Source organism: Staphylococcus sp. Marseille-Q5304, assembly GCF_943737015.1.
Classification (GTDB): Bacteria; Bacillota; Bacilli; order Staphylococcales; family Staphylococcaceae; genus Staphylococcus; species Staphylococcus hsinchuensis.
Window position 1 is genome coordinate 1,047,506 of sequence record NZ_CALSFP010000001.1, and the last position, 25,649, is coordinate 1,073,154.

At 31.9% G+C, this 25,649-nt stretch carries 25 protein-coding genes and 1 other RNA gene; 22 read left to right on the forward strand and 4 right to left on the reverse strand.

Annotation, left to right across the window (positions count from 1 at the left end; translation table 11 throughout):
* Positions 1–4: 4 nt before the first annotated feature.
* The 5 genes from NGI30_RS05310 (at position 5) to NGI30_RS05330 (ending at position 5,858) form a co-directional block, all read left to right on the forward strand.
* Positions 5–2,692 (forward strand): helicase C-terminal domain-containing protein, encoded by a 2,688-nt coding sequence (locus NGI30_RS05310; protein ID WP_251942937.1) that lies wholly within the window; start codon positions 5–7, stop codon positions 2,690–2,692.
* A 99-nt stretch (positions 2,693–2,791) separates the two neighbouring features.
* Positions 2,792–4,084, forward strand: a complete 1,293-nt coding sequence (asnS, locus tag NGI30_RS05315) for an asparagine--tRNA ligase (RefSeq protein WP_251520910.1) — start codon at positions 2,792–2,794, stop codon at positions 4,082–4,084.
* Between the two features lie 78 nt (positions 4,085–4,162).
* Positions 4,163–4,849 (forward strand): DnaD domain-containing protein, encoded by a 687-nt coding sequence (locus NGI30_RS05320; RefSeq protein WP_251942938.1) that lies wholly within the window; start codon positions 4,163–4,165, stop codon positions 4,847–4,849.
* Positions 4,839–5,492: an endonuclease III gene (nth, locus tag NGI30_RS05325; protein ID WP_251520914.1), complete on the forward strand. Its 654-nt coding sequence runs from the start codon at positions 4,839–4,841 to the stop codon at positions 5,490–5,492. The genes NGI30_RS05320 and nth overlap by 11 nt, the downstream gene beginning before the upstream one ends.
* Before the next feature lie 33 nt (positions 5,493–5,525).
* On the forward strand, positions 5,526–5,858 hold the full coding sequence (locus NGI30_RS05330) for a YpoC family protein (protein ID WP_251520916.1): 333 nt from the start codon (positions 5,526–5,528) through the stop codon (positions 5,856–5,858).
* Between the two features lie 85 nt (positions 5,859–5,943).
* On the opposite strand, the gene NGI30_RS05335 is transcribed toward NGI30_RS05330, so the two are convergent.
* Entirely contained in the window at positions 5,944–8,298 is a 2,355-nt protein-coding gene (locus NGI30_RS05335; protein ID WP_251942939.1) for a transglycosylase domain-containing protein, read from the reverse strand.
* Positions 8,295–8,921, reverse strand: coding sequence for a Holliday junction resolvase RecU (gene recU, locus NGI30_RS05340; protein ID WP_251520921.1), 627 nt, complete (start codon positions 8,919–8,921; stop codon positions 8,295–8,297). The genes NGI30_RS05335 and recU overlap by 4 nt, the downstream gene beginning before the upstream one ends.
* Before the next feature lie 382 nt (positions 8,922–9,303).
* Here recU and NGI30_RS05345 point away from each other — a divergent pair, with 382 nt between their 5' ends.
* From NGI30_RS05345 to NGI30_RS05380, 8 genes are all read left to right on the forward strand, one after another.
* Entirely contained in the window at positions 9,304–9,642 is a 339-nt protein-coding gene (locus tag NGI30_RS05345) for a DUF1798 family protein (protein ID WP_251520923.1), read from the forward strand.
* Positions 9,639–10,202, forward strand: coding sequence for an SLOG family protein (locus NGI30_RS05350; protein ID WP_251942940.1), 564 nt, complete (start codon positions 9,639–9,641; stop codon positions 10,200–10,202). Before NGI30_RS05345 ends, NGI30_RS05350 begins: the two co-directional genes overlap by 4 nt.
* A gap of 13 nt (positions 10,203–10,215) precedes the next feature.
* Positions 10,216–10,548, forward strand: a complete 333-nt coding sequence (gene gpsB / locus NGI30_RS05355; RefSeq protein WP_251520927.1) for a cell division regulator GpsB — start codon at positions 10,216–10,218, stop codon at positions 10,546–10,548.
* 105 nt (positions 10,549–10,653) lie between these two features.
* Positions 10,654–11,029: RNase P RNA component class B (gene rnpB, locus NGI30_RS05360), an RNA gene on the forward strand.
* A 139-nt stretch (positions 11,030–11,168) separates the two neighbouring features.
* Positions 11,169–12,305 (forward strand): THUMP domain-containing class I SAM-dependent RNA methyltransferase, encoded by a 1,137-nt coding sequence (locus NGI30_RS05365; protein WP_251942941.1) that lies wholly within the window; start codon positions 11,169–11,171, stop codon positions 12,303–12,305.
* A 300-nt stretch (positions 12,306–12,605) separates the two neighbouring features.
* Complete coding sequence (locus tag NGI30_RS05370; protein WP_251520930.1) at positions 12,606–13,220, forward strand: SDR family oxidoreductase; 615 nt, start codon at positions 12,606–12,608, stop codon at positions 13,218–13,220.
* Between the two features lie 395 nt (positions 13,221–13,615).
* Positions 13,616–17,056 (forward strand): dynamin family protein, encoded by a 3,441-nt coding sequence (locus NGI30_RS05375; protein WP_251520932.1) that lies wholly within the window; start codon positions 13,616–13,618, stop codon positions 17,054–17,056.
* Positions 17,057–17,075: 19 nt separating this feature from the next.
* The gene (locus NGI30_RS05380) at positions 17,076–17,963 is read left to right on the forward strand and encodes a 5'-3' exonuclease (protein ID WP_251942942.1); all 888 of its coding nucleotides are present in this window, start codon (positions 17,076–17,078) and stop codon (positions 17,961–17,963) included.
* A gap of 194 nt (positions 17,964–18,157) precedes the next feature.
* Here NGI30_RS05380 and NGI30_RS05385 read toward each other — a convergent pair whose 3' ends face one another.
* Together NGI30_RS05385 and NGI30_RS05390 are read right to left on the reverse strand one after the other, a co-directional pair.
* Positions 18,158–18,568 carry a ribonuclease HI family protein gene (locus NGI30_RS05385; RefSeq protein WP_251517078.1) on the reverse strand — a complete coding sequence of 137 codons (411 nt, stop codon included), beginning with the start codon at positions 18,566–18,568 and terminating at the stop codon, positions 18,158–18,160.
* A gap of 144 nt (positions 18,569–18,712) precedes the next feature.
* On the reverse strand, positions 18,713–19,417 hold the full coding sequence (locus NGI30_RS05390; protein ID WP_251517076.1) for a queuosine precursor transporter: 705 nt from the start codon (positions 19,415–19,417) through the stop codon (positions 18,713–18,715).
* A gap of 221 nt (positions 19,418–19,638) precedes the next feature.
* On the opposite strand from NGI30_RS05390, the gene NGI30_RS05395 reads away from it, so the two are divergent.
* The 9 genes from NGI30_RS05395 to NGI30_RS05435 all read left to right on the forward strand — a co-directional run bounded on the left by NGI30_RS05395 (position 19,639) and on the right by NGI30_RS05435 (position 25,639).
* Entirely contained in the window at positions 19,639–19,833 is a 195-nt protein-coding gene (locus NGI30_RS05395) for a zinc-finger domain-containing protein (RefSeq protein WP_251517074.1), read from the forward strand.
* Between the two features lie 12 nt (positions 19,834–19,845).
* On the forward strand, positions 19,846–20,103 hold the full coding sequence (locus NGI30_RS05400) for a NifU N-terminal domain-containing protein (protein WP_251517072.1): 258 nt from the start codon (positions 19,846–19,848) through the stop codon (positions 20,101–20,103).
* A 13-nt stretch (positions 20,104–20,116) separates the two neighbouring features.
* A complete protein-coding gene (locus NGI30_RS05405) occupies positions 20,117–21,232 on the forward strand; it encodes a conserved virulence factor C family protein (protein WP_251942944.1) in 1,116 nt (371 codons plus the stop codon).
* A gap of 28 nt (positions 21,233–21,260) precedes the next feature.
* A complete protein-coding gene (gene brxA / locus NGI30_RS05410; RefSeq protein WP_251517068.1) occupies positions 21,261–21,698 on the forward strand; it encodes a bacilliredoxin BrxA in 438 nt (145 codons plus the stop codon).
* 482 nt (positions 21,699–22,180) lie between these two features.
* Entirely contained in the window at positions 22,181–22,333 is a 153-nt protein-coding gene (locus NGI30_RS05415; RefSeq protein WP_251517066.1) for a hypothetical protein, read from the forward strand.
* Between the two features lie 137 nt (positions 22,334–22,470).
* On the forward strand, positions 22,471–22,674 hold the full coding sequence (locus NGI30_RS05420) for a hypothetical protein (protein WP_251517065.1): 204 nt from the start codon (positions 22,471–22,473) through the stop codon (positions 22,672–22,674).
* Between the two features lie 575 nt (positions 22,675–23,249).
* The gene (locus NGI30_RS05425; protein WP_251517063.1) at positions 23,250–24,206 is read left to right on the forward strand and encodes a thymidylate synthase; all 957 of its coding nucleotides are present in this window, start codon (positions 23,250–23,252) and stop codon (positions 24,204–24,206) included.
* Positions 24,207–24,303: 97 nt separating this feature from the next.
* Positions 24,304–24,780 (forward strand): dihydrofolate reductase, encoded by a 477-nt coding sequence (locus NGI30_RS05430; RefSeq protein ID WP_251942946.1) that lies wholly within the window; start codon positions 24,304–24,306, stop codon positions 24,778–24,780.
* A gap of 19 nt (positions 24,781–24,799) precedes the next feature.
* The gene (locus tag NGI30_RS05435; RefSeq protein ID WP_251942948.1) at positions 24,800–25,639 is read left to right on the forward strand and encodes a DegV family protein; all 840 of its coding nucleotides are present in this window, start codon (positions 24,800–24,802) and stop codon (positions 25,637–25,639) included.
* Positions 25,640–25,649 lie beyond the last annotated feature (10 nt).

Below are 25,649 nucleotides of genomic sequence, written 5' to 3' on the forward strand. Positions count from 1 at the left end.
AAACATGAATAAACCTTGTTATGCAGTGATAGATTTAGAGACAACAGGTAACCAACTTAATTATGACGATATTATTCAAGTTGGCGTTACTTTCGTCCAAGACAACAAGATTATAGATAGCTATCACTCTATGATTAAAACTGACCTAGAAATTCCTCCTTTTATACAAGCTTTAACGTCTATTGAAGAAGATATGTTAACACAAGCACCATATTTTAAAGAAATAGCCTCTGAACTCTATAGTAAAATAAAAAATTGCGTGTTCGTTGCACACAATGTATCGTTTGATCTTAACTTTTTAAAGAAAGCTTTTAGTAATTGTCATATAAAATATCAACCACGAAAAGTATTAGATACTTTAGAGTTATTTAAAATTGCGTTCCCTACTGATAAAAGTTATCAGTTAAGTGAATTAGCCGAAGCTCATCATATTCAATTGAATCATGCTCATAGAGCTGATGAAGATGCTGAAACAACAGCACAGTTAATGGTTAAAGCATTTAATAAACTAGAAGCTTTACCGACAGATACTTTAAAGCAACTTTATTATTTAACGAAAAACTTAAAATATGACTTAAATGACATCATTTTTGAAATGGTAAGAACGCAGCCTCAACAGTTATTAGGGGATAAATACGAACAATTTGAACAAATTATATATAAAAGACAAACCGATTTTAAAGCACCCATTTTAGATTTCGATGGCACTTTAAAAGATTTATACACTCTGATTACTGAAAAGCTCAACCTTACATATCGTCCTCAGCAGTTATATTTATCTGAAATCATACTTGAACAATTAATGCATAATGAAAAAGCAATGATTGAAGCACCATTAGGAAGCGGTAAATCATTCGCATATTTATTAGCTGCCATTATGTATTATATTGAGACAGGTAAACACGTGATGATTTCGACAAATACGAAATTATTACAAAATCAACTTTTAGAAAAAGATATACCTGCATTAAAACAAGCGCTTAACTTTAAAATCAATGCCTATTTAATCAAAAGTCGAAGAGACTATATTTCCTTAGGTATGGTAAGCCAAATTTTAAAAGAAGGCTCAAATAACTATGACGTTAATTTATTAAAGATGCAATTACTCGTTTGGTTAACCGAAACTGAGACAGGGGATATACAAGAATTAGGGTTAAAAGGCGGCCAAAAAATGTATTTTGAACAGCGCTTAGACACATATGTGCCTGTGCGCAATGATTTGCATTATTTCAATTTTATAAAACGAAACACACAAAATATACAAATCGGTATTACGAATCATGCACACCTCATTCATGCTATGCCTGACAATGCAATATACGAATTGTTCGATGATTGTATTATTGATGAGGCACATAGACTGCCTGACTATGCATTAAATCAAGTCACAAATGAACTGAGTTATTCAGATATAAAATACCAACTTGGCTTAATCGGTAAAACAGAACAAGAAAAATCATTAAAATTAATAGACAACCTAGAGCAACAACGCATATTGGAGAAACTTGACATCCCACCTATAGATGTATTTGGTCTTAAAACGATGATAAATGAAGTACATGAATTAAATGACCGTTTATTTAATTCATTGTTAGAAATTGTTCAAAAATCAAATGTTTATGATGATGAAATAAATAGGGAACATTTTGTCTATCAATTTGACGTCAATATTATTATCGAGCATTTACAACATATTATTCATAAATTAAATGTTACGTTGGAGTTCTTCAATGGAATGAGTCACCCAACAATTAAAACAGTCCGTAAACAATTGCTTTATATTAACGATCGATTTAAAGCGATTGAACAGAGTCTCACAAATGAACATGTTAGCTATTTATCAATTAAAAATTTAAATCAAAAATCAACAATTAAGTTGCATGTAAAAGACTACGAAGTCAAAGATATTTTAACAAAACAAGTGCTAAACCAGTTTAATTCACTAACATTCATTTCAGGGACTTTAACGTTCAATCATTCATTTGATCATTTTAAACAGTGGTTTACAGAAGACATAACTTTTAATACTTATGAATTAGATCATAAAATGACATCTTCGAATCAAACTACGGTATTCTTGCCAAATGACGTAACATCATATAATTATAAAAATACGGAAGCATATGTATCTTCAATCGTTAATTATATCGTTGAATACGTAAATGTAGTTGAATCAAAATGTCTCGTACTTTTCACGAGCTATAAAATGATGTATATGGTTCAAGAATTATTGTTCGACTTACCTGAACTTGATGATTATGTGATATTAAGCCAGCAACAAAATCAAAATTATAAAATAGTGCAACAATTTAATAGTTTCGATAAATCTATATTGCTCGGTACAGGAACGTTCTTTGAAGGCTTTGACTTCCAATCTACGGGTGTGAAATGTGTAATGATTGCAAAATTACCATTTATGAATCAAAATAACGCGAAATATTGGTTAATGGAGTCAGAGTTCGCCTCAACATTTAAAGAATATATTTTACCTGATGCTGTGACTCGCTTCCGACAGGGCTTAGGTCGCTTAATACGTAATGAAGATGATAAAGGTATTATTATTTCGTTCGATGATCGATTAATTAGAAGCAATTACAGACAATTTTTCAAACAAACATTAGAAAATTACCAACAACGAAAAGGAAATATCAAACAATTTACTAAAATATTAGAGAAATTAAATAAATCCTAGTTTTAAATATTTCCTTTCAGTGAATCAACTAGAACTTAAATACGTATTTTGTTAAAATAAATAAGTGTTAAATGAAGAAATAAAATTAGGAGTTTGGTTATGAATACTACAATTAAACAAGCAAAACAGCATCTCAATGAAGAAGTAACAATCGGAGCGTGGTTAACGAATAAACGCTCAAGTGGGAAAATTGCTTTCCTACAACTTAGAGACGGAACAGGTTTTATGCAAGGAGTAGTTGTAAAAAATAATGTTTCAGAAGAAGTTTTCCAACTTGCAAAAGACATTACGCAAGAAACTTCTTTATACGTGACAGGGGAAATAACAGAAGATAATCGCTCAGATTTAGGTTACGAAATGCAAGTTAAATCAATAGAAGTCATTGCTGAAGCGCATGATTATCCAATCACACCAAAAGACCATGGAACAGAGTTTTTAATGGATCATCGTCATTTATGGCTACGTTCAAAGAAACAACATGCCGTTATGAAAATTCGTAATGAAATCATTCGAGCAACTTACGAATTCTTTAATGATAATGATTTCACTAAAATTGATCCACCGATATTAACTGCAAGTGCGCCAGAAGGTACAAGTGAATTATTCCATACAAAATATTTCGATGAAGATGCGTTCTTATCTCAAAGTGGTCAATTATACATGGAAGCAGCAGCAATGGCACATGGTCGTGTATTTTCTTTTGGTCCAACGTTCAGAGCCGAAAAATCAAAAACACGTCGTCACTTGATTGAATTTTGGATGATTGAACCTGAAATGGCTTTTTGTAATCATCAACAAAGTCTAGAAATTCAAGAACAATATGTAGCTCATGTCGTTCAATCAGTATTGAAGAACTGTAAATTAGATTTGAAAGCATTAGATCGAGATACTACGAATCTTGAAAAGGTAACAACACCTTTCCCACGTATCACTTATGATGACGCAGTAGAATTCTTAAAGGAACAAGGTTTCGATGATATTGAATGGGGCGAAGATTTCGGAGCTCCACATGAAACTGCGATTGCCAATCACTATGATTTACCTGTATTTATCACAAATTATCCAACGAAAATTAAACCATTTTATATGCAACCTAATCCAGATAATGAGGACACAGTGCTTTGTGCCGATTTAATCGCACCAGAAGGATACGGTGAAATCATTGGTGGTTCAGAGCGTATCAATGATTTATCTTTACTAGAACAACGTATTGATGAACATCAGTTAGATGCAGAAAGTTATAGTTATTATTTAGATTTACGTCGTTACGGTAGTGTACCGCATAGTGGATTTGGTTTAGGTCTAGAAAGAACTGTAGCTTGGTTAACAGGTGTAGAACATGTAAGAGAAACTTCACCGTTCCCACGTTTACTAAACCGTTTATATCCATAAACAGTACGACTAACATTACGTCCAGTCTGATTAAAAGACTGGGCGTTTTTCAAAATGTAAACCATTGAGGTGATTAAATTGAATATAGAATTTTTAAAAAGTAGACCCGTCATTATCCATAAAGAACTACTTGAGCACTATAATGAGTTCGGATTAACAGAAACGGATCTCGTTATATTGATTAAACTCATATATGCTTCTGAAATTTCAAAAAAGCAACCTACAGTAGAGTCATTACAGCAAGGTACAACATTAGATTCGCGTGCAATTACCTCAATTATCCAAAATTTAATTCAACTTGATTTATTAGATTTAAATGTTAGCAAAGATGAAGAAGGTAAATTCACTGAATACATGAATCTTGATAAATTTTATGAAAAACTAAATGAACTATTTGAGCAACTTAATGTGAAAGAAGCATCAAATCAAGATAAGATTGCGTTTCAAACGTTATTTCAGCAATTTGAACAAGCATTTGGAAGACCATTGTCACCGTTTGAAATAGAAACGCTCAATCAATGGATTGATTATGATCAACATAGTTTAAATATTATTCAAGCTGCACTTGATGAAGCAACGATGCAAAGTAAAATGAGTTTCAAATATATTGATCGTATCTTATTAAATTGGAAGAAAAATAATGTGGAAACCATTGAAGATTCTAAAAAAGTAAGTCACCAATTTCACAAACCACAAATGAAACATAATGTGAAGAAAGTTCCGAAATTTGATTGGTTGAATGGAGAGAATTCAAATGATAAGTAATAAAAAATCCCTTGAAATGATAGACATCATTGCAGATATGTTTCCAAATGCACAAATTGAACTCGTACATGACAATGCATTTGAACTTACAATTGCTGTACTTTTATCTGCACAGACTACCGATAATTCAGTCAACAAAATAACTAAATCTTTATTTAAAAAATACAAAACACCCCAAGACTATATTGATGTAGATATTTCAGAATTAGAGAATGATTTACGCACAATCGGTTTATATCGAAATAAAGCCAAAAATATAAAAAAATTATGTCAGTCATTGTTAGAAAAATTTGATGGAAAAATACCAAATACGCACAAAGAATTAGAAAGTTTAGCCGGTGTAGGTAGAAAAACGGCAAATGTTGTAATGAGTGTTGCCTTTGATGAACCCTCATTAGCCGTTGATACACATGTAGAACGTGTTTCAAAAAGGTTAGGTATTTGTCGTTGGAAAGACAACGTAAGACAAGTAGAAGATAGATTATGCAAAGTTATTCCTAAAGAACGTTGGAATAAATCACATCATCAACTTATTTTTTTCGGACGTTATCATTGTTTAGCTCGAAAACCAAAGTGTGATATTTGTCCATTATTAGAAATGTGTAGAGAAGGACAAAAGCGTATCAAAGCTGAAGCAAAATAGTTTAAAACAGTAACTAAGAGGTGTGAATTAAACATGACGGATAAAGATCGTTTTACACAACTTGAAGAACAATTGGATAAATTTGCACAAGCCAAAAAATTAAAAACTCCAGAAGCAAAAGATTTATTAGATCAATATTTCGACTTAATTATCAATTACTTTAAAGAAATAAATGATGTCGCTTCAATCGATTTTGATCAAATGGAAGATTATCCAGTTGTACCTATGAATTTCGAAGAACGTTATCATTATATGATTGAACGTAAATATCACTTCATGGGCTATAGACAAATGAAAACTTTAAAAACGGAGTTAGTTAAAATGAACGCCTCATATAAAATCCGTTCAAAAAATAAACATTCATAATACAGATTAAGTAAGCTACATTTACAAAATTAAATTGATAAGAAAAAAAACCCGATTCCATATTGGAATCGGGTTTTAAACTAACTTAAGATGCTTTATTATTACCAAAAATTGCATTTAAGTTAAATAAACTACTTAAAGCGTTTGAGCCACTAGAACCATTTGAACTGCTTGAATTTTGTTGGTTAGCACCAGCATTTTGTTGGTTATTACCACTTGCATTACTAGCACTACCATTTGTTACAGTTCCACTATTTGATGTACCACCGCTCGAGTTATTGCTTGATGATCTAGATTGTGAAGATGAATTGCTACTTTGTTTATCATCATCTTTTTTGTCTGAGCTTGAAGAACTGCTTGAACTACCTTGTCCTTCTGGTTTATCACTCGTTGTATTGTGGTCTTCATGACCTTTAACAGATAATGAATCTTTGTCAGATCCTTCAACAGAATCTGGTTTCTCGAAGTCTTTACCATTTTTAGAAGCAATGTCACCCATAACATCTTCAAGTAAATATTGTGGGTATTCTTGTTCTTTGTGTCCGACGAATGAATTTGTTCCACCTTGTTTAACTTGGTTGAAGCCCATCCATACAGACATACTGTATTTAGGAGTGAAACCGTTAATCCAAACGTCTTTGGCAGCATCATCAGGTAAGTTATATTGTTTATAAGTTTGGTCGCCATACGTACCAGTACCTGTTTTAGCTGCAAGGTTAACACCAGAAACGCCATGTCCATAAGCAGAACCATAAGGTTCAAATGTACCTTTTAATACTTCTGCTAACATGTAAGCTGTGTAATCTTTCATAGCTTTCTTACTTGTATGTTCATATTCCACAGTTTCACCGTCGTCTTTAACAACTTTCTTAATTGAATGCGCGTTGTTATAGTCACCGCCATTGGCAATAGATGCAAAGGCTGATGCTAATTGAGTAGGTGAGAATTCTGAAGATGAACCACCAAGTACTTCAGAAGCGCCGATTTTACTTTGATAATCTAAGCCAACATTCTCGGCAAATTTCTTAGGTGCATCTTCGCCTGCATCTTCTTTAGATGCTTGCCAAGCTTTAAGCGCTGGAATGTTGAAACTTTCACGTAATGCATCGTATAATCTTACATTTCCGTGACCATTACCATCGTAGTTTTTGAAGCCTACACCATCAACTTGATAATTGGCCTCATCTTGGATTTCATGGTTTGTTGCCCATTGCATATTTTCAATCGCTGGACCGTATGCTAAGAATGGTTTTAATGATGAACCAGTAGGGTGAGGATCCGTTGCTAAGTTTCTATCTTTAATATCTTCGTAGTCACGACCACCAGATATCGCAACAAGTCCGCCACTCTCACTATCGACAATACTTGAACCTACTTGTTGGTCACCGTTTTTATAGTAATTACCATTGTCGATACGGTTTTGCAATGTTTTTTGAACATCTTTATCCATGTTTGTGTAAATCTTAATACCGCTGTTTAATACATCGCCAAGTTTTTCATTTTTGAATTCTTTGTTGTTCATTAACTCTGACTTAACGAAGTTGATGTATGAATCGTATTCTTTATTAGATTTATCTTCAGTAACTTGACGTTGTTTATCAGTACGTTTTACTAAAGTATCTTGTAAAGAAGTTTTTTGTGCTTTTTCTTTTTGTTTTTCAGTAATTCTGCCATGTTTGGCCATTAGATAAAGCACTGTATCTTTACGATTCTCAGCTTGTTTTGGATGATCATAAACATTGTTTAGGTTCGGAACCTGTGGTAAACCTGCAAGATAAGCTGATTCTGCTAAACTCAAATCATCTAAATCTTTGTTGAAATAATATTTAGCAGCAGCTTTAACACCTGTCACACCATCAGAGTAATAAATTTTGTTCAAGTAAATTTGGAAAATTTCATCTTTACTATATTCTTGCTCTAGACGGTATGAAAGATATGCTTCTTGAGCTTTACGGCCGATAGATTTTTGGTCATTAAGGAAAGTACGTTTAACAACTTGTTGTGTTAACGTAGAAGCACCTTGTGAACCAAATCCACCTGTAACGTTTTTAGCTACAGCGCCAAATAAACGTTTGTAATCAATTGCTCCGTGTTTGTAGAAACTGTTATCTTCAGTTGCTAATACAGCATCTTTCATCTGTTTAGGTACTTTGTCAATGTCAACGTGCTCTTGTCTGGCACCATTATCAAGTGTCTTAACTAAGTCGCCATCTCTGTCATAGATTTTAGCTGGCTTGTTATCACTTAATTTTGCATCTGTAAATGCAGGTGCTTTCCAAGCATAATATGCAAAGAGCAAAATACCAATAAGAGCTAATGCAATAAAGGCGATTACAAGAAAACCAAAGATTTTGATAATCGTTCGCTTCACATTTCTATTATTCTTTTGTCCGGACTCACTACTTTTATTAGTATGTGAAGTCCCTTTCTTTTCCGTCATACGCGGTCCTCACTTTCATCTAATATCAACTTATCAACAGCATTGATGTAATTCAAACGTGGTTGATACTGATAGGGAATATAGTAACCATTTTTTTTAATTTCTTCAACCGTTATAGACTTTTTAATTCCATTTAAATATCTTTCCCAAAAATATTTAAAATTAGCATAAGGCAAAAGATAAACTTCATCTAATGTTTTAAATCTAATGAGTAAAAACACAACTCCATTTTGATTGAAACATGCATCCATATGTTTAACTTGATGTTTATGCATATTACTTAATGGAAATGAAGTTTTATTTTTCGTCTCTTTTGCTTCAAAGTCTAAATAATACCCATTATAAATTCCATTATAATCGGTAGTTGAAGGTGTTCTGAAATAAGCCTCGTTTATGACAGCCTTACTTCTCATGGGGTAATGAACATTTACTATTTGCACTGGGGTAGGTTTCTTATGAATGACAGCGATTTCGTTATCCAAATAATATTTGTTCGATAATTCTATGTCTTTTTCTAATGACATACCTCTACCACCGTAATTAATATTACTAGATTGCGTGGTATTTGTACGTCCGACCTGAGTCTTATTTCCTTTAAATGGTCTTCCATTAGGATAATTCAATGTATTATCACCACTTTTTGTTTGGTTTACAAAACCTTTTCCATTATAACCGAAGTCAAATGGAAATACCAAACTACAAATTAATGTATTTAATGGAGTATAAATACATTAGTTATTATTTTAACGTGCTTTCTCTAAATAAACAATAAAGATTGTAAGAACTAACATATATGTTAGTTTTAGATACGCAAAAAAGATTTAAGGCTTGTTATCTGCACCCGATATATTAGCACTACTTTTCGACTCTATTTCTAGAAAATGCTATTCATTTATGCCAGACAACAAACCGAAATCAACTTATTAAAGTTTTATAGTTGATTGCCACACTTAAAATGACTAACAACTTTTTTTATGATAAATTTAAGTTGTAGGAGGGAACTTCATGCATACCCTTATTTCTCAACTTTTACATAAAGTTCAGACGATGCAGGAACGATACGAAGAAGTAAAATCAACAAATTCGGATTATGATTTTTATAATGACGTCGTTCCGTTCACACAAGAAATAGATGCACTTCTAAAACAGTTTATGTATTATAAAACAAGTATCATCGACTTACCTTATATGAACTTACAAAAGTATCAATTATTAATATCAAACATTGAAGAATTATCCGTTGAATGTCATTTCCAACGTACGAGCCGCAAACTATTTACTGAAAAATTAAAAGCCGTTCAGTATGATTTATCATATATACAAAGAAGTGAAACTCAATTATGATTAAGACAGTTTATGTAACAGGTTATAAGCCTTTTGAACTTAATATATTTAAAGAAGATATTCCAGAAGTGGCATATCTTAAACAATTTATTCGCCACAAATTAATTTTACTGATTGAAGAAGGTTTAGAATGGGTATTAATACAAGGTAAGTTGGGTATAGAATTATGGGCAGCAGAAGAAGTACTTGATTTAAAAACTACATACCCGGAGTTGAAGTTAGGTATTATTACTCCATTCTACGGGCATAGCGAACAGTGGAATGAGCAAAACCAACTAAAATACCAAAAGATTTTACAGCAAAGTGATTTTGCTGAAAGTGTATTCCACTCATCATATGAAGGGCCTCATCAATTTAAACAAACTGATCAGTTTATGTTAGATCATACAGATCAAACATTATTAATATATGATGAAGAACAAGAGGCGAGCCCAAAGTATTTTAAACATATGTTAGTTGATTTTATGGACAAAACAAATTATACTTGTGACATTGTTATGTTTGATGAATTGACTGAGTTTATCAACGATTTACAGTGGTCTCAAGATCAAAGTTTCTAATGAGGTGAAAAAAATGGCAGATGTTTCTTTAAAATTATCAGCAAAAGATATTTATGAAAAAGATTTCGAGAAAACAATGACACGTGGTTATAGAAGGGAAGAAGTTGATGCCTTCTTAGACGACATCATTGCAGATTACCAAAAAATGTCAGATTTAGATAGCCAAGTCGTTAAATTATCAGAAGAAAACAATAAACTTAAAAAAGAACTTGAAGAATTACGTTTACGTGTGGCAACTTCACGCCCACAAGAGAATAAAAACTTCTCATCTAACAACAATTCAAGTAATAATGTTGATATTCTTAAAAGAATTTCTAACTTGGAAAAAGCAGTTTTCGGTAAGTAATACCACTTTTAATATTGCAATATCGATTTAAACAAGTTTTGTTTTCAAACAAAACTTGTTTTTTATTGTTTCAATCTAAGAAAAATGATACAATTCTAAAGATGGTGTTTCGGGTAATCGCTATAGCGATATAGAGGAAAGTCCATGCTCACACAATCTGAGATGATTGTAGTGTTCGTGCTTGACGAAACAATAAGTCAAGGCATTAAATTGACGGCAACGAAATAACCTAAGTCTTTTGATATGGTTAGAATAGTTTGAAAGTGCCACAGTGACGTAGCTTTTATAGAAATATAAAAGGTGGAACGCGGTAAACCCCTCGAGTGAGCAATCCAAATTAGGTAGGAGCACTTTTTTAGCGGAATTCAACGCATAATTAAGCCATTCTTTAGTGAAGAATGGAGACAGATGATTACCACCTGCGTACAAGTGTGACTAGTGCACGTTCGTAGTACAATGGTACAAAACATGGCTTACAGAAATACCATCACTAGACCCAAGCTCTCCCATTTCGGAGAGCTTTTTTAATTTTAAAATATTACAACTGAATCTACACATATCTATTTAAATGAACTTTTGATAAAATAAATACATAATTACTTTTAAGAAGGAGACATAACATGTACCAACTACTAGCCGTATGCCCAATGGGATTAGAATCCGTCGTGGCAAAAGAAGTCCAAGAATTAGGGTACGAAACAACTGTCGAAAACGGTCGAATCTTTTTCGAAGGTGACGAAGAAGCTATCGCAAAGTGTAATTTGTGGTTACGTACTGCAGATAGATTAAAAATTGTTATGGGACAATTTAAAGCAACAACATTCGATAGTTTATTTGAACAAACAAAAGCGTTACCTTGGGAGACAATTATTGAAAATGGTGGAAACTTTCCAGTTCAAGGACGAAGTGTAAAATCCACTTTATATAGTGTACCTGATTGCCAATCTATAGTTAAAAAAGCAATCGTTGAACGCTTGAAAGAAGCATATCAACAAAGTGGTTGGTTAGATGAGACAGGAGCGAAATATCCAGTCGAAGTAGCCATATTAAAAGATAAGGCATTATTAACAGTCGATACATCAGGTTCAGGTCTCAACAAACGTGGATATCGTATGGCACAAGGGGAAGCACCAATTAAAGAAACACTTGCTGCAAGCCTTATTCGGTTAGCTAACTGGACAGGCGATACACCGTTAATAGATCCCTTCTGTGGTTCAGGGACTATTGCCATTGAAGCTAGTTTAATTGCACAAAATATAGCACCTGGCTTTAATCGTGACTTTGTCTCAGAATCTTGGGACATGATGCCTGACCAACTCTACAACGAAATGCGTGACGCAGCTGATCAACAAGCAGATTACGATAGGAAAATTGAAATTTACGCTTCGGATATTGATCCTGAAATGATAGAAATTGCGCGTCGTAATGCCGAAGAAGTTGGACTTAGTGATATCATCAACTTTAATATTAAAGATGTAAATACATTAACTGTTGATAAAGATAAACCCGTTGCACTCGTTGGTAACCCGCCTTATGGTGAACGTATCGGAGACCGCGACGAAGTAGAAGAAATGTACCGTTATATTGGTAAATTGCTTAATGAAAACCCATATTTATCTGCATATATACTAACAAGCTATTCTGAATTCGAACATTTAGTAAATAAAAAAGCTACAAAACGCCGTAAATTATTTAACGGCTATATCGAGTGTACTTATTTCCAATATTGGGGTAAAAAACTGCCTAAAAAAGATTAATAAAAACGTAAACATCAATTCATACGACGAATCAGTTTGTTGCGACAAATGTATTCGTCGTATTTCTTTTTCAGTAAACTTAATCTATCTAAAAATTTGAAACTTACACATTTCATAACTTAATTTGATTCATGCGACTTTAAGCGTTTATCATTAGAATAAAAGGTCAAACTATAGTAGTGTGAGGTAAAAGGATAATACTTTCTTTTATAAAACGCTAAATTTATATTAATCATCAATAAAAGAAAATAAATGTTTAAGATATAAAATTATAAATAATTACAGATTAGGAGTGATTAAATGGCAAGAGTGTTAATATTAGGTGCAAACGGAGAAGTTTCAAAAGCTGCAATAAATTCATTTCTAGAAAATACATCGTTCACTTTAAGACTATTTTTACGAGACGCAAATCGATTACCTGATTATGCTTCTGATAGAATTCGAGTTCGTGAAGGAGATGCAACAAATTATGAAGATGTAAGTCATGCAATGAATGATGTAGATATTGTTTTTGCAAGTCTCTCCGGAGAATTAGATAAAGAAGCGCAATATATTGTAAAAGCAATGAAAGAGAAAAATGTAAAACGACTTATTTTCGTTACAGCTTTAGGTATTTACGATGAAGTTCCTGGTGAGTATGGTGAATGGGTTAAACAACAAATTGCGGAAATGTTACCTATTTATAAAAAGGCAGCGGACATCATTGAACAATCAGGCTTAGATTATACAATCTTCAGACCTGCTAAATTAACACAAATGAATGAAGTTGATTATGAAATAACACAAAAAAATGAACCATTTAAAGGTAAAGAAGTTTCAAGAAAGAGTGTCGCTGAAGTCGCAGTGAATATCGCTAAAAATCCAGAATTACACCTTAATAAAAACATAGGTATTAACAAACCGATAAAAGAATAAGTTATAGAAATTTAGAATAATAATAAAAAATAATGATGCGTTTCGGAAACTTTGAGTAATAGTGATTTACGTTCAAAAGCCTCTAGTTATTAAGTTTCCGACCTATACAAAAGGAATGAACTAGGAGTGCAAGCTAAGTATTAGCACATTTTCTATCCAGCTACCTACTGCCTAGTCGACAAAGAGTCTGAGACATATTTTTGTCTCAGACTCTTTTCTCGTTTATTTAGGAAGGGATATTATATTCTTAAAACGTAATATTTCAATGATTTGTTCATTTTTAAACAACTTAATCAATAATGTTTCATAAATATGTATAGTCTTCCTTTTGACAGAGAGGAATTTATTATACAATGTATGTAATTACATAATCAGTAATAAAAGGGGATACAATAATGAATTACACGCAACAACTCGATATATTATATAAATTAAAAAAGGAAGTAGAAAAATCAAATAATGATAGGCTTGTTCATATTATTAATCAAGTTATTAAAAAGGTTTATTTAGAACAATATACTGTCACATTTGTAGGACATTTTTCTGCTGGTAAATCGACTTTAATCAATACACTATTAGAAGAAAGTATCTTACCTAGTTCACCTGTACCGACAACGAGTAATACAGCAATCGTTTCAATTACTGATGAAAAAGGTATTATCGCTAATTTGAGCAATAAAAAGTACACTGAGTTGAACAACTACGATGAAGTAAAACAAATGAACAGAGAGAATATTGATGTTGAATCTGTGGAAATAAAATCAACTTCTAATAAATTTAACAATGGATTCACGCTACAAGACACACCAGGCGTTGATTCCAATGTAGCAACGCACCAATCAAGTACCGAAGAATTTATGTATACAAGTAATTTATTATTTTATACCGTTGATTATAACCATGTTCAATCTGCCCTTAATTTCCAATTCATGAAACAACTGAATCAAGCCGGAGTACCAGTAGTCTTTGTAATCAATCAGATAGATAAACACAATGACGATGAAATTAGTTTTGATACATTTAAATCACGTGTCGAACAATCAATTAGCGAATGGGAAATTGATCTTGATCGAATATTCTATGTATCTAAATTTGAACATGAACATAATGAAATTAATGCTCTGTCAGATTATTTAATTGAAAAAGATAATAATAGAGAGTCAATTGAATCTTATGTGGACAGAATTGTAAATTTCATTACTAAGGAACAATTATCTTATATCCAAGACGAAATCCATGACACTTTAGACGAGCTAGATATTAAAGAAGAAGATTTTGACCAGGCTTATATTAATTTCCAACAAAATCAAGAAGTGAGCGAAGAAGCGAAGTTATTAAATGATCCTGAAAAACTTTATGAATTTTTAAAGCAAAAACGTAAAGATATTTTAGAAAATGCTTATATCATGACGCATGATACGAGAGAAAAAATTCGTTATTATCTTGAAAGCCGAACAAAAGACTTCAAAGTAGGTGGATTGTTTAATAAAAAGGCAAAAACTGAACAAGAACAACAACAAAGACTTGATGCAGTTGTTGAACAGTTACAAGAGAAAGTGAATCAAGAAGTTCGCCAACCATTACGTAGTGACATGGCATTTTTAACACGTTTCATCAATTCTTCTGAAATTAAAAATGAAATTTTAAATCAGCATTATACGATAAAGCCTGAGTTAATTACAGATTTATATCAAATGCAAATTAGTATTAGTAATCAATATGTACTCACATTTTCAGACGATTTAATGAAATCTCTTAAACAGTATATCGGTAAAGAATCAGATCCGTTATTTAAAAAAGCGATAAGCCATTCAGAAGCTTCAGATATGTCTGTAGAGCAGCAAGAAGACTTTAATGACTACGAGAAATTTATGCAATTACGCAATTTAAGAGAATCTCTTGAAACTGAAAATTATCAGCATTATTATATCCATATTGATGATTCATTAGATAAATTAATCGGTAGAACACAAATTGATTACACACCTAAAGCCCATGAGGAACAAGAAACACAACGTCGTCAAACACAAAAAAGTGAACTGAATCAACTGACAGACCAAACACCTCGCATAGAAAAAGGTTTAAAACTTATAGAAGATGTGCCTTTATTCGTACAGACGAAAAAAGATATTAACGACACGTTAGAACGACTTGAAAATAAAGTTATTAAAATTGGTGTGTTCGGTACATTCAGTGCAGGTAAGAGTAGTTTGATTAACGCATTATTAGGTGACCATTATCTCGTAAGTTCACCAAACCCAACAACTGCTGCCATGACGGAGTTAACTTATGGTCATGAAAATCAAATAACATTAAAATCAGAAGATCAACTATTAGATGAACTTAACCAAGTCTTCCAATTTGAAAATAAATCGTTTGATAGCGTGGCATCATTTTTACAAAAAAATACGAAACAACTTAAATCTAAACTAGAAAAAAATAAATTAGCATTTGTCAATGCTATTGAACAACATTTCGATATGTACCAATCAATGTTGAACGACGGTCTAACACATACAATTTCTAAAGATGATGTGAAAAAATGGAGTGCCGAAGATGCTTATGCGACATTCGTAAATACCGTTCACATTAAATTACCTTTAGAATGGTTAAAAGATAAAATCATCGTCGATTCTTTAGGTTTACACTCAAACAACCAACGCCATACAAATGAAACTGAAAAAGTGCTAACTTCATCAGATTTAATCTTGTATGTAAGTTATTTCAACCATTCATTCACAGAAAATGACAAACTCTTTATTGAACATATGAAAGAAATGAATCAACTGAACGAAAACCAAGCATTCAAAATGATTATTAACGCTACGGATTTAGCAGAATCCGAGGAAGACTTAAATGCAGTTACAGACTATGTGGAAGACGCATTAGCAAAAGTGAATATGCAATCACAAATCTTCCCCGTATCTAGTAGAGAAGCCTTAAAGTCAGGAGACGAGGGCATAAAAGAATTAACGCAAAGTATAGATTACTTTGCTGAAGTTGAATCAAAAGATATATTACAAAGTCAAATGTTACAACAACTTCAACACATTTCAAATGCATATGAGCAAATGATAGAGGACGCACATAATAATAAAGCCCAAATTGAAAAACGTAACCAACAGTTAAAGCGTTATGATGAATCACAAATTATTGATCCAAGTATTTTACAAACGGCAGAACAAAGAACGAACAATGAAGTCGAAGACCAAGTTTATCATTTAAATGAACGTTTAAAAATTCAACTATTGGATGAAGTAAAATCAATTTATAACGGACAGATGACGAAAAATAGTAACTTTAAAGAAGAAAAACGTCATTCAACGCAAATTTATTTAGATCAAATACATCAACGTCTGTATTTAGAACAAACATTATTATTAGAGCGTATTAAAAAATACTACCATGAACAATTACATGCAGAAATTGCACCACTTAAGAAAGATTTAGCACATTTACATGTCTTTTTCGATCCAGAATTTGATAGTAGTCAAATTGAAATTAATGAACCATTATTAAAAATTGAATTAAATCAAATGGTAGATCAATTACCTAAATCATTATCTAAGAAAAATATTTTACAACCTAAAATGCAAAGTGAAATTCAATCAAAAATAAATGAAACAACTATTGAATTACTTGCTCCAGGTATTAGCCATTTACGTGAAACATTGTCTCAAATCGTTGAACAAATGGACGATAATGCTCAAACAAGATTTGATAATTATGAAACAGACTTACATGACCAAATTAAAGAATTGTTATCATTCGATTTAGACGAAACACTGATAAAACAATTAGAAGACACGAATGCTTCATTAAAAGAACTCGTGTAAAAGAAAGAGGTACAATATCATGGCAAATAGAATTTTACTCGTGGATGGTATGGCTTTGTTATTCCGACATTTTTATGCAACGAGTATTCATAAACAATTTATGCGCGATAGCTCTGGTACTCCAACGAATGCAATCCAGGGCGTACTGCGCCATGTTTATACAGCAATACACGAAATAAATCCAACGCATGTTGCTATTTGTTGGGATATGGGAAAAGTGACATTCAGAAATGATATGTTTGAAGGTTATAAACAAAATAGGCCTCAACCACCGGAAGAATTAATACCTCAATTCGACAAAGTGAAAGCCATCACTGAAGAACTAGGTTTCGTTAATATTGGTATAGATCATTACGAGGCAGACGATGTCATAGGTACTTTGGCACATGAATATTCTACGTCTAATGAAGTTTATGTCATTACCGGTGATCGAGATATCTTACAGTGTCTAAACGATAATGTAGAAATATGGTTAACTAAAAAAGGATTTAATATATACAATCGTTATACATTAGATCGTTTTAAAGAAGAATATGAACTTAATCCGAAACAACTCGTTGATGTTAAAGCGTTTATGGGTGATCCTTCAGATGGTTATCCAGGTGTGAAAGGTATCGGTGAAAAGACTGCGATTAAATTGATTCGCCAATATGATACTGTTGAAAGCGTACTAGATTCACTTCATGAGCTTACACCAGGTCAGCGTTCAAAAATTGAAGCAAACATAGAAGATTTAAAATTATCAAAGACTTTAGCACAAATTCATCTTCACGTACCAATCTCAACAACACCATTATTGGAACGTATGGACTATAAAAATCATAAATCTTTAGCCGAAATTCTCAACATTTGTGAAAATCACGAATTAAAAGTTACGCATAAATATTTGGTAGCGAACTTTAAATAACTTAGCAAAAGAACTTTCAACAAATTAAACAAAAAACATCTTAGAATAGAGATCTCAAATTCTTTATAAAAAGCCATGGAAAAGATTGTTGTAACAATCTTTTCCATGGCTTTATTTATATTCTCACTTCGAATTATATGCGAACTCAGACCTATATGTTAGAAAAGTAAGACAAATAATACGCCGTTATTTATTTAATGCTTTTTTGAATTGGATTTCGTAAACTTATATAACGCGTTTTTTGCATGATGGTTTGCTTCTTTATTTTTATTGCGTGGAATCCAATTTACAAAAAATAAATCAAACTGCTGAGATAACTTGATGGCTTGATTAAAATATGGTCTGAACTTTTCAGATTTCACTCTACCTCTTTCAATACTATCTTCTACTAATTGTGAATCAGTATAAATAATTGCAGTATCAATTTGATGTTTGATTGCACATTCCATAGCATAAATCAAAGTAGCCCATTCTGCACTATGATTATCGAGTGTGCCTAATGATTGTTCATAATGAAAGCGATTATCTTCCGTAATAATTACCACTGCTCCAAAACTTTCACCTGGATTGCCAGCAGTTGCTGCATCAAAATAAATTTTCGCCATAAACTTCACCTTTATGATTAGTACTACTCTAATATTATCAAAGCCATAGATATGATACCAATTATCGTAATTTTAATATAAAGAAAGGTTTACCAGATACTGTTAGATATCCAATAAACCTCTTAAAGTTATATATATTATAAATTAATAACCTTCGTCTAAGTGTTTAATTTTACCTTTACGGTACAATGACTTCGCCCAATAACCAAAGGGCACATTAAATACTGTTGAAACCATCTTCAATACATATGTTGTAATAAAGATTTCAAACACTGCTCCTAATGGCATTGTACCTAAAAATGCAATCGTTACGAATAAAGCTGTATCTAATATATTACTAATAATCGTACTTCCATAAGCTCTTAAAATAAATGTTTTATCCGAATTAAATGTTCTCTTAATTAATGAAAAAATAAAGACATCTAAATGTTGCCCAATAATATAAGCAATAATTGACCCAAGTGCAATTCTTGGAACTAGATTAAAGATTGTATCTAAAGCTGATTGAGATGTATCGATATCAGCAGGAATAAAATGTAACGACATTTGCATCACAATAATCATTACTAAAGTTGAACTAAAACCTAACCAGACAGCACGTTTAGCAATCTTTCTTCCATAAATATCATTTAATATATCAGTAGCTAAATAAATTGATGCAAACATCACATTACCCAATGTTGCGGAAATGGTGAATATATCAATTGTTTTTATAACTTGAATATTGGCGATTACTGTTCCAAGTGCAATCCAGACAATCAAACCTTGTTTCCCAAAAAGTCTGAACATCGTAACTAACAATAGAAATGTTACAATAAAGGTAAATATGCCAAAAATTTCATTAAACAATTTAATTACCTCCTAAATTTTGTTACAGCGGGTGTTTAGAAACCGCAATTTCGACAACTTTGTTATTCTACCAAAAAAGTGCGTTTTTGCATATAGTTTATTTTATATTTATAATTATTCTAATTCATTCGTAAATTTAAAATCATATATTAAACAAAGTTTGGTTCAGATGCTATAATGTGCTCAAGTGCATTTCAAATTAATTTTAGCATTATAGGAGTGTGGCTGTTATCCTAACTTATTCTGAAAAAGAAGCAATCAATGCGATTGATCATTTGATGAACACATATTGTAACCAATGCTTATTAAAAAATCATTTACGCAAAACAGAAGGAAAAACACACGCACACCATTTTTGTATTAGTGAATGTTCCATTGGTAAACAAATCAAACAATTAGGTAATGAATTACAATAAGGAGGAACTATTTTGGATTATAAATCAGTAACATCAACACCAAGTCCGGATACAATTAAAATCGTTTTAAATAAAGAGAGAGAAGATAACCAATCAACAACTTATACAAAGTCACAAGAAGGCCAACCTCTATTTATAAATGAATTGCTTCAAATTGAAGGTGTAAAATCAATATTTTATGTGATGGATTTTATCTCAATAGATAAAACACCAGAAGCAAATTGGGATGATTTAACTCCTAAAATTACTGAACGACTCACTGAATTATAAAGGAGGTAAGCATATGGAAATCGTTCGCGTAGAACCAACACCAAGTCCAAATACAATGAAAGTCGTGTTGGACGAAAAGAGACAAGATAATCAATCAAACACTTATAATAAACCTCAAGATAATCAACCACAATTTATCAATGATTTATTATCAATTGACGGAGTAAAATCTATTTTCCATGTGATGGATTTCTTAGCGATAGATAAACAACCAAAATACGATTGGGAAGATGTATTACCTATCATTACTTCAACTTTAAATGATGAAAGTGAATCAGCTAAAGATGAGCCGGTACCTGATGAACACTTTGGTGAAGTTAAGGTTGAAATTTTAAAATTTAAAGGTATCCCATACCAAATCAAACTTACTGATGCTGAACACGAAGAGCGTCAACAATTACCAGAAAAGTTTGTCGATAGTATGTTGTCTGCTCAAAAAGAACAAGATAATGTAGTATTTTTACGTAAATGGGATGACTGGGGCGTTCGTTACGGTGAAATGGACGAGATCATGAATTCAATTGTTGAAGAAATTCATGCTATTTATCCAGATCAAACATTAAAAGAACTTGTAGATAAAGCGTTGTCTACTGATATCGTGATGCCAGAGGATAAATATGTTCACGTGACACTTGAAGAATATAGAGCTGCAGAAGATTGGAAAGCTCGATTACGCATGTTAAAATCATTCCCAACACCTACTGAAGATGACATTCCGTTATTATCTGAAGCATTAGGGGAAAGTAAAGTCCCGCTTAGACGTGAAGCGATTGTTTTAATAGGTATGATTGAAGATGAAAGCATATTACCTTACATGTATAAAGGTCTCAATGATCCAAGCCCAGCAGTGAGACGTACAGCTGGAGATTGTATTAGTGATTTAGGATTTAAAGATGCTTTACCTGAAATGGAAAAGGCATTAGATGATCCACAAAAAATCGTACGTTGGCGTGCAGCGATGTTTATGTTCGATGAAGCTGGTCCGGAACAATTAGAAACATTAAAAGCGCATGCTGATGATTCAGCATATGAAGTTAAATTACAAATTGAAATGGCCATTTCACGTATAGAAAATGGGGACGAGGCTTTAGGATCAGTTTGGAAACAAATTGCAAATAGAAATAAATAAATCACATCGTGAATTGGAGTGTTAAAATATGAATGCTTATGAAGCTTATATGAACGAATTAGCAAATGAAATGCGAAACGAATTAACGAATAGAGATTTTAAAAGTTTAGAAACATCAGATCAAGTTTCTGACTTTATGAACACAGTCGGTGAAGAAGAAACGACTTTTGTTGTTGTTAACTCTACATGTGGTTGTGCTGCTGGCTTAGCAAGACCTGCAGCTGTAACTGTAGCTGAACAAAACGATAAAAAACCAGATTATAAAGTAACCGTGTTTGCTGGTCAAGATAAAGAAGCAACAGAAGAGATGAGATCATTTATCCAACAAGTACCATCAAGTCCATCTTATGCATTATTCCAAGGTCAAACTTTAAAACATTTCATCCCACGTGAACATATTGAAGGTAGAGACATTCAAGATATTTGCATGGATATTAAAGATGCATTCGACGAACATTGTAAGTAGACCTCCTTTAAAACTTAATCGTTTAATATTTAACACAACTAGCGATTTTTTTAAAAATCGCTAGTTTTTATTTTACTAAACTTACTCAAACAATCATTATAAATTGAAATAAATGTGCAAATGAACTCATTCAATAATTGCTTTTAATAATCTTACTTATTGCGAGTGCAAAAATATAAATGACTGTGACCCAGGAGTGGGTGGTTATATGTTTATAACTGCCTATCTTTTATAGCAGATAGCAGATTCTTGAATAAGTTTGTTTATTATATCTTTAGAAAGTGAGTAATCACTTATAATTTAAACATTTAAAAAAATAGATGTTACATACCGAAATAGAGTCCTTGAACTACTAGGAAAGTACAATACTTTATTTACAGATTGACATTACGTGAATGATGGAGAGCCTGTAATTCTCTTATTGATGATATACCTGACAATGATTAACTGTTACACTGTAGTTAATTAGGGAGATGATATAAATGGAAAATATTCGGTTAGATGGCGAAATGACTTATGATGAATTAATGGCAGAACTTGAACAAGGTCTTAAAGATGCAAAAGAAAATGAGAAACTAATTAAAGAATTAGAAGAAAAAGAACGAAAAGAAAAAGATAGAGGATCTAAAAAATGAAACCATTACAATTAGATGGAGAATTATCCTATGATGAGGTAATTGCAATACTTGAGCAGACTATTGAAGATGCAAAAAAAGAATCTAAAGAGTGAAATTTATTTGTGTATAATTGTATAGTAATAAGGTGGGATAAAATGAAACTATGGGAATATGTAGGTAAAAAAGTTAGAGTATATTTTAAAGATGGAGATATTTATGATGGTATAGTTATAGATTTTGATCACGATTATGATACTTATAACGGACAAAATGCCATATTATTAAGAACAGATGACAGTATGTTTAGTATTGACGAAAACGAAATTGAATCAATTAAAGTAATTGAATCCGAAGAATAACTTTTTTATTGTGTATAGCACAAAAGTGTATTTTTATATTTTTATTTAGAGGCTTAGCCCCTAATACCTATTTTAAAAGTGTTTCAAGCTTGATAACAATGTTTTTAGCAATGTCTGTTATCAACTTAAATTTGCGAAAGTTCAGTATTACTATAATTATAAATACTATAACTTTTATGTAATACTTATTTCCCCATCTATTAAGTTAGGTGGGGTTAGTTGCGTACTGAGAGGTCCTCTTTTGTACAGTGATATTTGTTGGTACATTGTTCGTTATAAATAAATCATTACCCCGATATAATTAAAGGGTGGCGTATTAGTTTTTATTTTTCCTTAACTACTGAATACTTAATTGTATTCAGTAGCTTTTTTATTCTATAATGTAGATTACGTATGTTAACGAATTATACAATATATAGTTAATTGTACTTTTACAATACAATTTTAAAGGCAAAAAGGACAAGAAAATAAATATAATCAAAATATAGTTATAACCCTTGATATATAAGGATTTAAGAAGATTTATAAAAGTTCTAGATATTTAAATACAGTACAATAATTGGAGTGTGAGTAATATGTTAAATGATTTCGATAAAGTGTATCATGACCTATGTGAAGAGGTATTAGAGATAGGGAATAAACGAAATGATAGAACAAATACGGGAACTATTTCAAAGTTTGGCCATCAAATGAGATTTGATTTGAGTAAAGGATTTCCTTTACTTACTACAAAGAAAGTATCCTTTAAACTCATAGCAACCGAATTACTTTGGTTCATTAAAGGGGATACAAATATTCAATATTTACTTCAATATAATAACAATATTTGGAATGAATGGGCTTTTGACAATTATATTCAATCTGACGATTACAATGGTCCGGATATGACTGACTTCGGTCATAGAGCTCAAGTAGATTCAGATTTCAAAGAACAATATCAATCACAAATGAAACAATTTAAAGAAAAAATATTAAATGATGACGCATTTGCACAAAAATACGGGGATTTAGGTAATGTTTATGGTAAACAGTGGCGAGATTGGATTGATCAAAACAGTAATCATTTTGACCAGCTCAAAACAGTAATTAACCAAATCAAAACTAATCCAAATTCAAGAAGACATATCGTTTCAGCATGGAACCCAACTGAAATTGATACAATGGCCTTACCTCCTTGCCATACGATGTTCCAATTCTACGTTGAAGATAACAAACTCAGTTGTCAGCTTTATCAACGTAGTGGTGATATCTTTTTAGGTATTCCTTTCAACATAGCAAGTTATAGTCTATTAACACACTTAATCGCTAAAGAATGCGGTCTAGAAGTAGGTGAGTTCGTCCACACAATTGGTGATGCACATATTTATTCCAACCATATTGATGCCGTGAAAACGCAACTCGAACGTAGCAGTTATGCACCACCAAAACTAAAAATTAATTCTGATGCTTCTATCTTTGACATCAATTATGAAGATTTAGAAATTGTAAATTATGATTCCCATCCTTCAATAAAAGCACCTATAGCAGTTTAATTTTTAGATATCATTTAATATACTGCTGAATTTATTATATAATGGGCGTTATATAAGTATTAAATCGTTTTCATAAATTAGTTTAGGGAGGTAAATCATGACGCTATCAATACTTGTTGCTCATGATCAAAATCGTGTTATAGGTAAAGATAATCAATTACCATGGCATTTGCCAAATGACTTAAAGCACGTTAAAGCTTTAACAACAGACAATACTTTAGTCATGGGAAGAGCAACATTTGACTCTATAGGTAAACCATTACCGAATCGTAGAAATATTGTATTAACTAGAAATAAGGCTTTTAAACATGAAGGCGTTGAAACGATACATTCTATTGATGAAATTTATCAATTAACCGGTCACGTTTTCATATTTGGAGGACAGTCATTATTCGAAGAAATGATCGACGAAGTTGATGATATGTATATTACTGTAATTGAAGCAAAATATAACGGTGATACATTTTTCCCTAAATATACCTTTGAAGATTGGGATGTAATATCATCTGAACAAGGTCAATTAGATGATAAAAATACGATTCTTCATACTTTTTTACATTTAAAACGAAAGTAACGTTAACAGGAGGATAATTATGCCGATTAAAAAAATAGTAACTGACTCGACATCTGACTTATCAAAGGAATACTTAACTTCAAAAAATATACATGTCATTCCATTAAATTTAACAATAGATGGTCAATCATATGTAGACCAAGTAGATATTTCATCAGAAAGTTATATAGAAAAATTAGAAGCAGGCGCTGATGTTAAGACCAGCCAACCATCTATTGGTAAGTTTATTGAACTATATGATGAACTTGGTGCCGATGGTTCTGAAATTATTAGTATTCATCTAACGTCTGGTCTCAGTGGTACGTATCAAACAGCTTTGCAAGCGAGTCATATGACGGATAGTAATGTAACGGTTATTGATTCAAAGTCCATTTCTTATGGACTCGGTTATCAAATTCAACACATCGTGGAGTGGAATGAGGCCGGAGAATCAACAGCAACGATATTAGAAAAAATCAAACAATTACAACAAAATATTAAGCTATTTGTCGTTATTGGCCAACTGAGTCAACTTATTAAAGGTGGCAGAATAAGTAAAACAAAGGGTCTCATTGGAAATATGATGAAAATAAAACCAATAGGGACATTAGTAGATGGAAAAATTGAACTCATCCATAACTCAAGAACCCAAAATGCGAGTGTTCAATATTTAAAAAAAGAAGTTAATGCTTTTGTAGAAAATAGCAGCATTAAATCAATTGGTATCGCGCATGCAAATATTCTAGAATTTGTCGATAAAATTAAAAATCAATTTTCTACTGAATTTAACGTTACTCACTTTGATACTAATATTACTTCACCTGTTATATCTACACATACTGGTCAAGGTGCCATTGGACTTGTTATACTAAAGCACTAAACATTAATAG

Excerpts from the sequence above, each read along its gene's own strand:
- NGI30_RS05415 (WP_251517066.1), top strand. The coding sequence starts at position 22,181 with ATGGAAAATATTCGGTTAGATGGCGAAATGACTTATGATGAATTAATG.
- NGI30_RS05420 (WP_251517065.1), top strand. The coding sequence starts at position 22,471 with ATGAAACTATGGGAATATGTAGGTAAAAAAGTTAGAGTATATTTTAAA.
- NGI30_RS05425 (WP_251517063.1), top strand. The coding sequence starts at position 23,250 with ATGTTAAATGATTTCGATAAAGTGTATCATGACCTATGTGAAGAGGTA.
- NGI30_RS05350 (WP_251942940.1), top strand. The coding sequence starts at position 9,639 with ATGATTAAGACAGTTTATGTAACAGGTTATAAGCCTTTTGAACTTAAT.
- NGI30_RS05345 (WP_251520923.1), top strand. The coding sequence starts at position 9,304 with ATGCATACCCTTATTTCTCAACTTTTACATAAAGTTCAGACGATGCAG.
- NGI30_RS05380 (WP_251942942.1), top strand. The coding sequence starts at position 17,076 with ATGGCAAATAGAATTTTACTCGTGGATGGTATGGCTTTGTTATTCCGA.
- NGI30_RS05310 (WP_251942937.1), top strand. The coding sequence starts at position 5 with ATGAATAAACCTTGTTATGCAGTGATAGATTTAGAGACAACAGGTAAC.
- NGI30_RS05365 (WP_251942941.1), top strand. The coding sequence starts at position 11,169 with ATGTACCAACTACTAGCCGTATGCCCAATGGGATTAGAATCCGTCGTG.
- NGI30_RS05375 (WP_251520932.1), top strand. The coding sequence starts at position 13,616 with ATGAATTACACGCAACAACTCGATATATTATATAAATTAAAAAAGGAA.
- asnS (WP_251520910.1), top strand. The coding sequence starts at position 2,792 with ATGAATACTACAATTAAACAAGCAAAACAGCATCTCAATGAAGAAGTA.
- NGI30_RS05405 (WP_251942944.1), top strand. The coding sequence starts at position 20,117 with ATGGAAATCGTTCGCGTAGAACCAACACCAAGTCCAAATACAATGAAA.
- NGI30_RS05335 (WP_251942939.1), bottom strand. The coding sequence starts at position 8,298 with ATGACGGAAAAGAAAGGGACTTCACATACTAATAAAAGTAGTGAGTCC.
- brxA (WP_251517068.1), top strand. The coding sequence starts at position 21,261 with ATGAATGCTTATGAAGCTTATATGAACGAATTAGCAAATGAAATGCGA.
- NGI30_RS05430 (WP_251942946.1), top strand. The coding sequence starts at position 24,304 with ATGACGCTATCAATACTTGTTGCTCATGATCAAAATCGTGTTATAGGT.
- NGI30_RS05370 (WP_251520930.1), top strand. The coding sequence starts at position 12,606 with ATGGCAAGAGTGTTAATATTAGGTGCAAACGGAGAAGTTTCAAAAGCT.
- NGI30_RS05435 (WP_251942948.1), top strand. The coding sequence starts at position 24,800 with ATGCCGATTAAAAAAATAGTAACTGACTCGACATCTGACTTATCAAAG.
- NGI30_RS05385 (WP_251517078.1), bottom strand. The coding sequence starts at position 18,568 with ATGGCGAAAATTTATTTTGATGCAGCAACTGCTGGCAATCCAGGTGAA.
- gpsB (WP_251520927.1), top strand. The coding sequence starts at position 10,216 with ATGGCAGATGTTTCTTTAAAATTATCAGCAAAAGATATTTATGAAAAA.
- NGI30_RS05330 (WP_251520916.1), top strand. The coding sequence starts at position 5,526 with ATGACGGATAAAGATCGTTTTACACAACTTGAAGAACAATTGGATAAA.
- nth (WP_251520914.1), top strand. The coding sequence starts at position 4,839 with ATGATAAGTAATAAAAAATCCCTTGAAATGATAGACATCATTGCAGAT.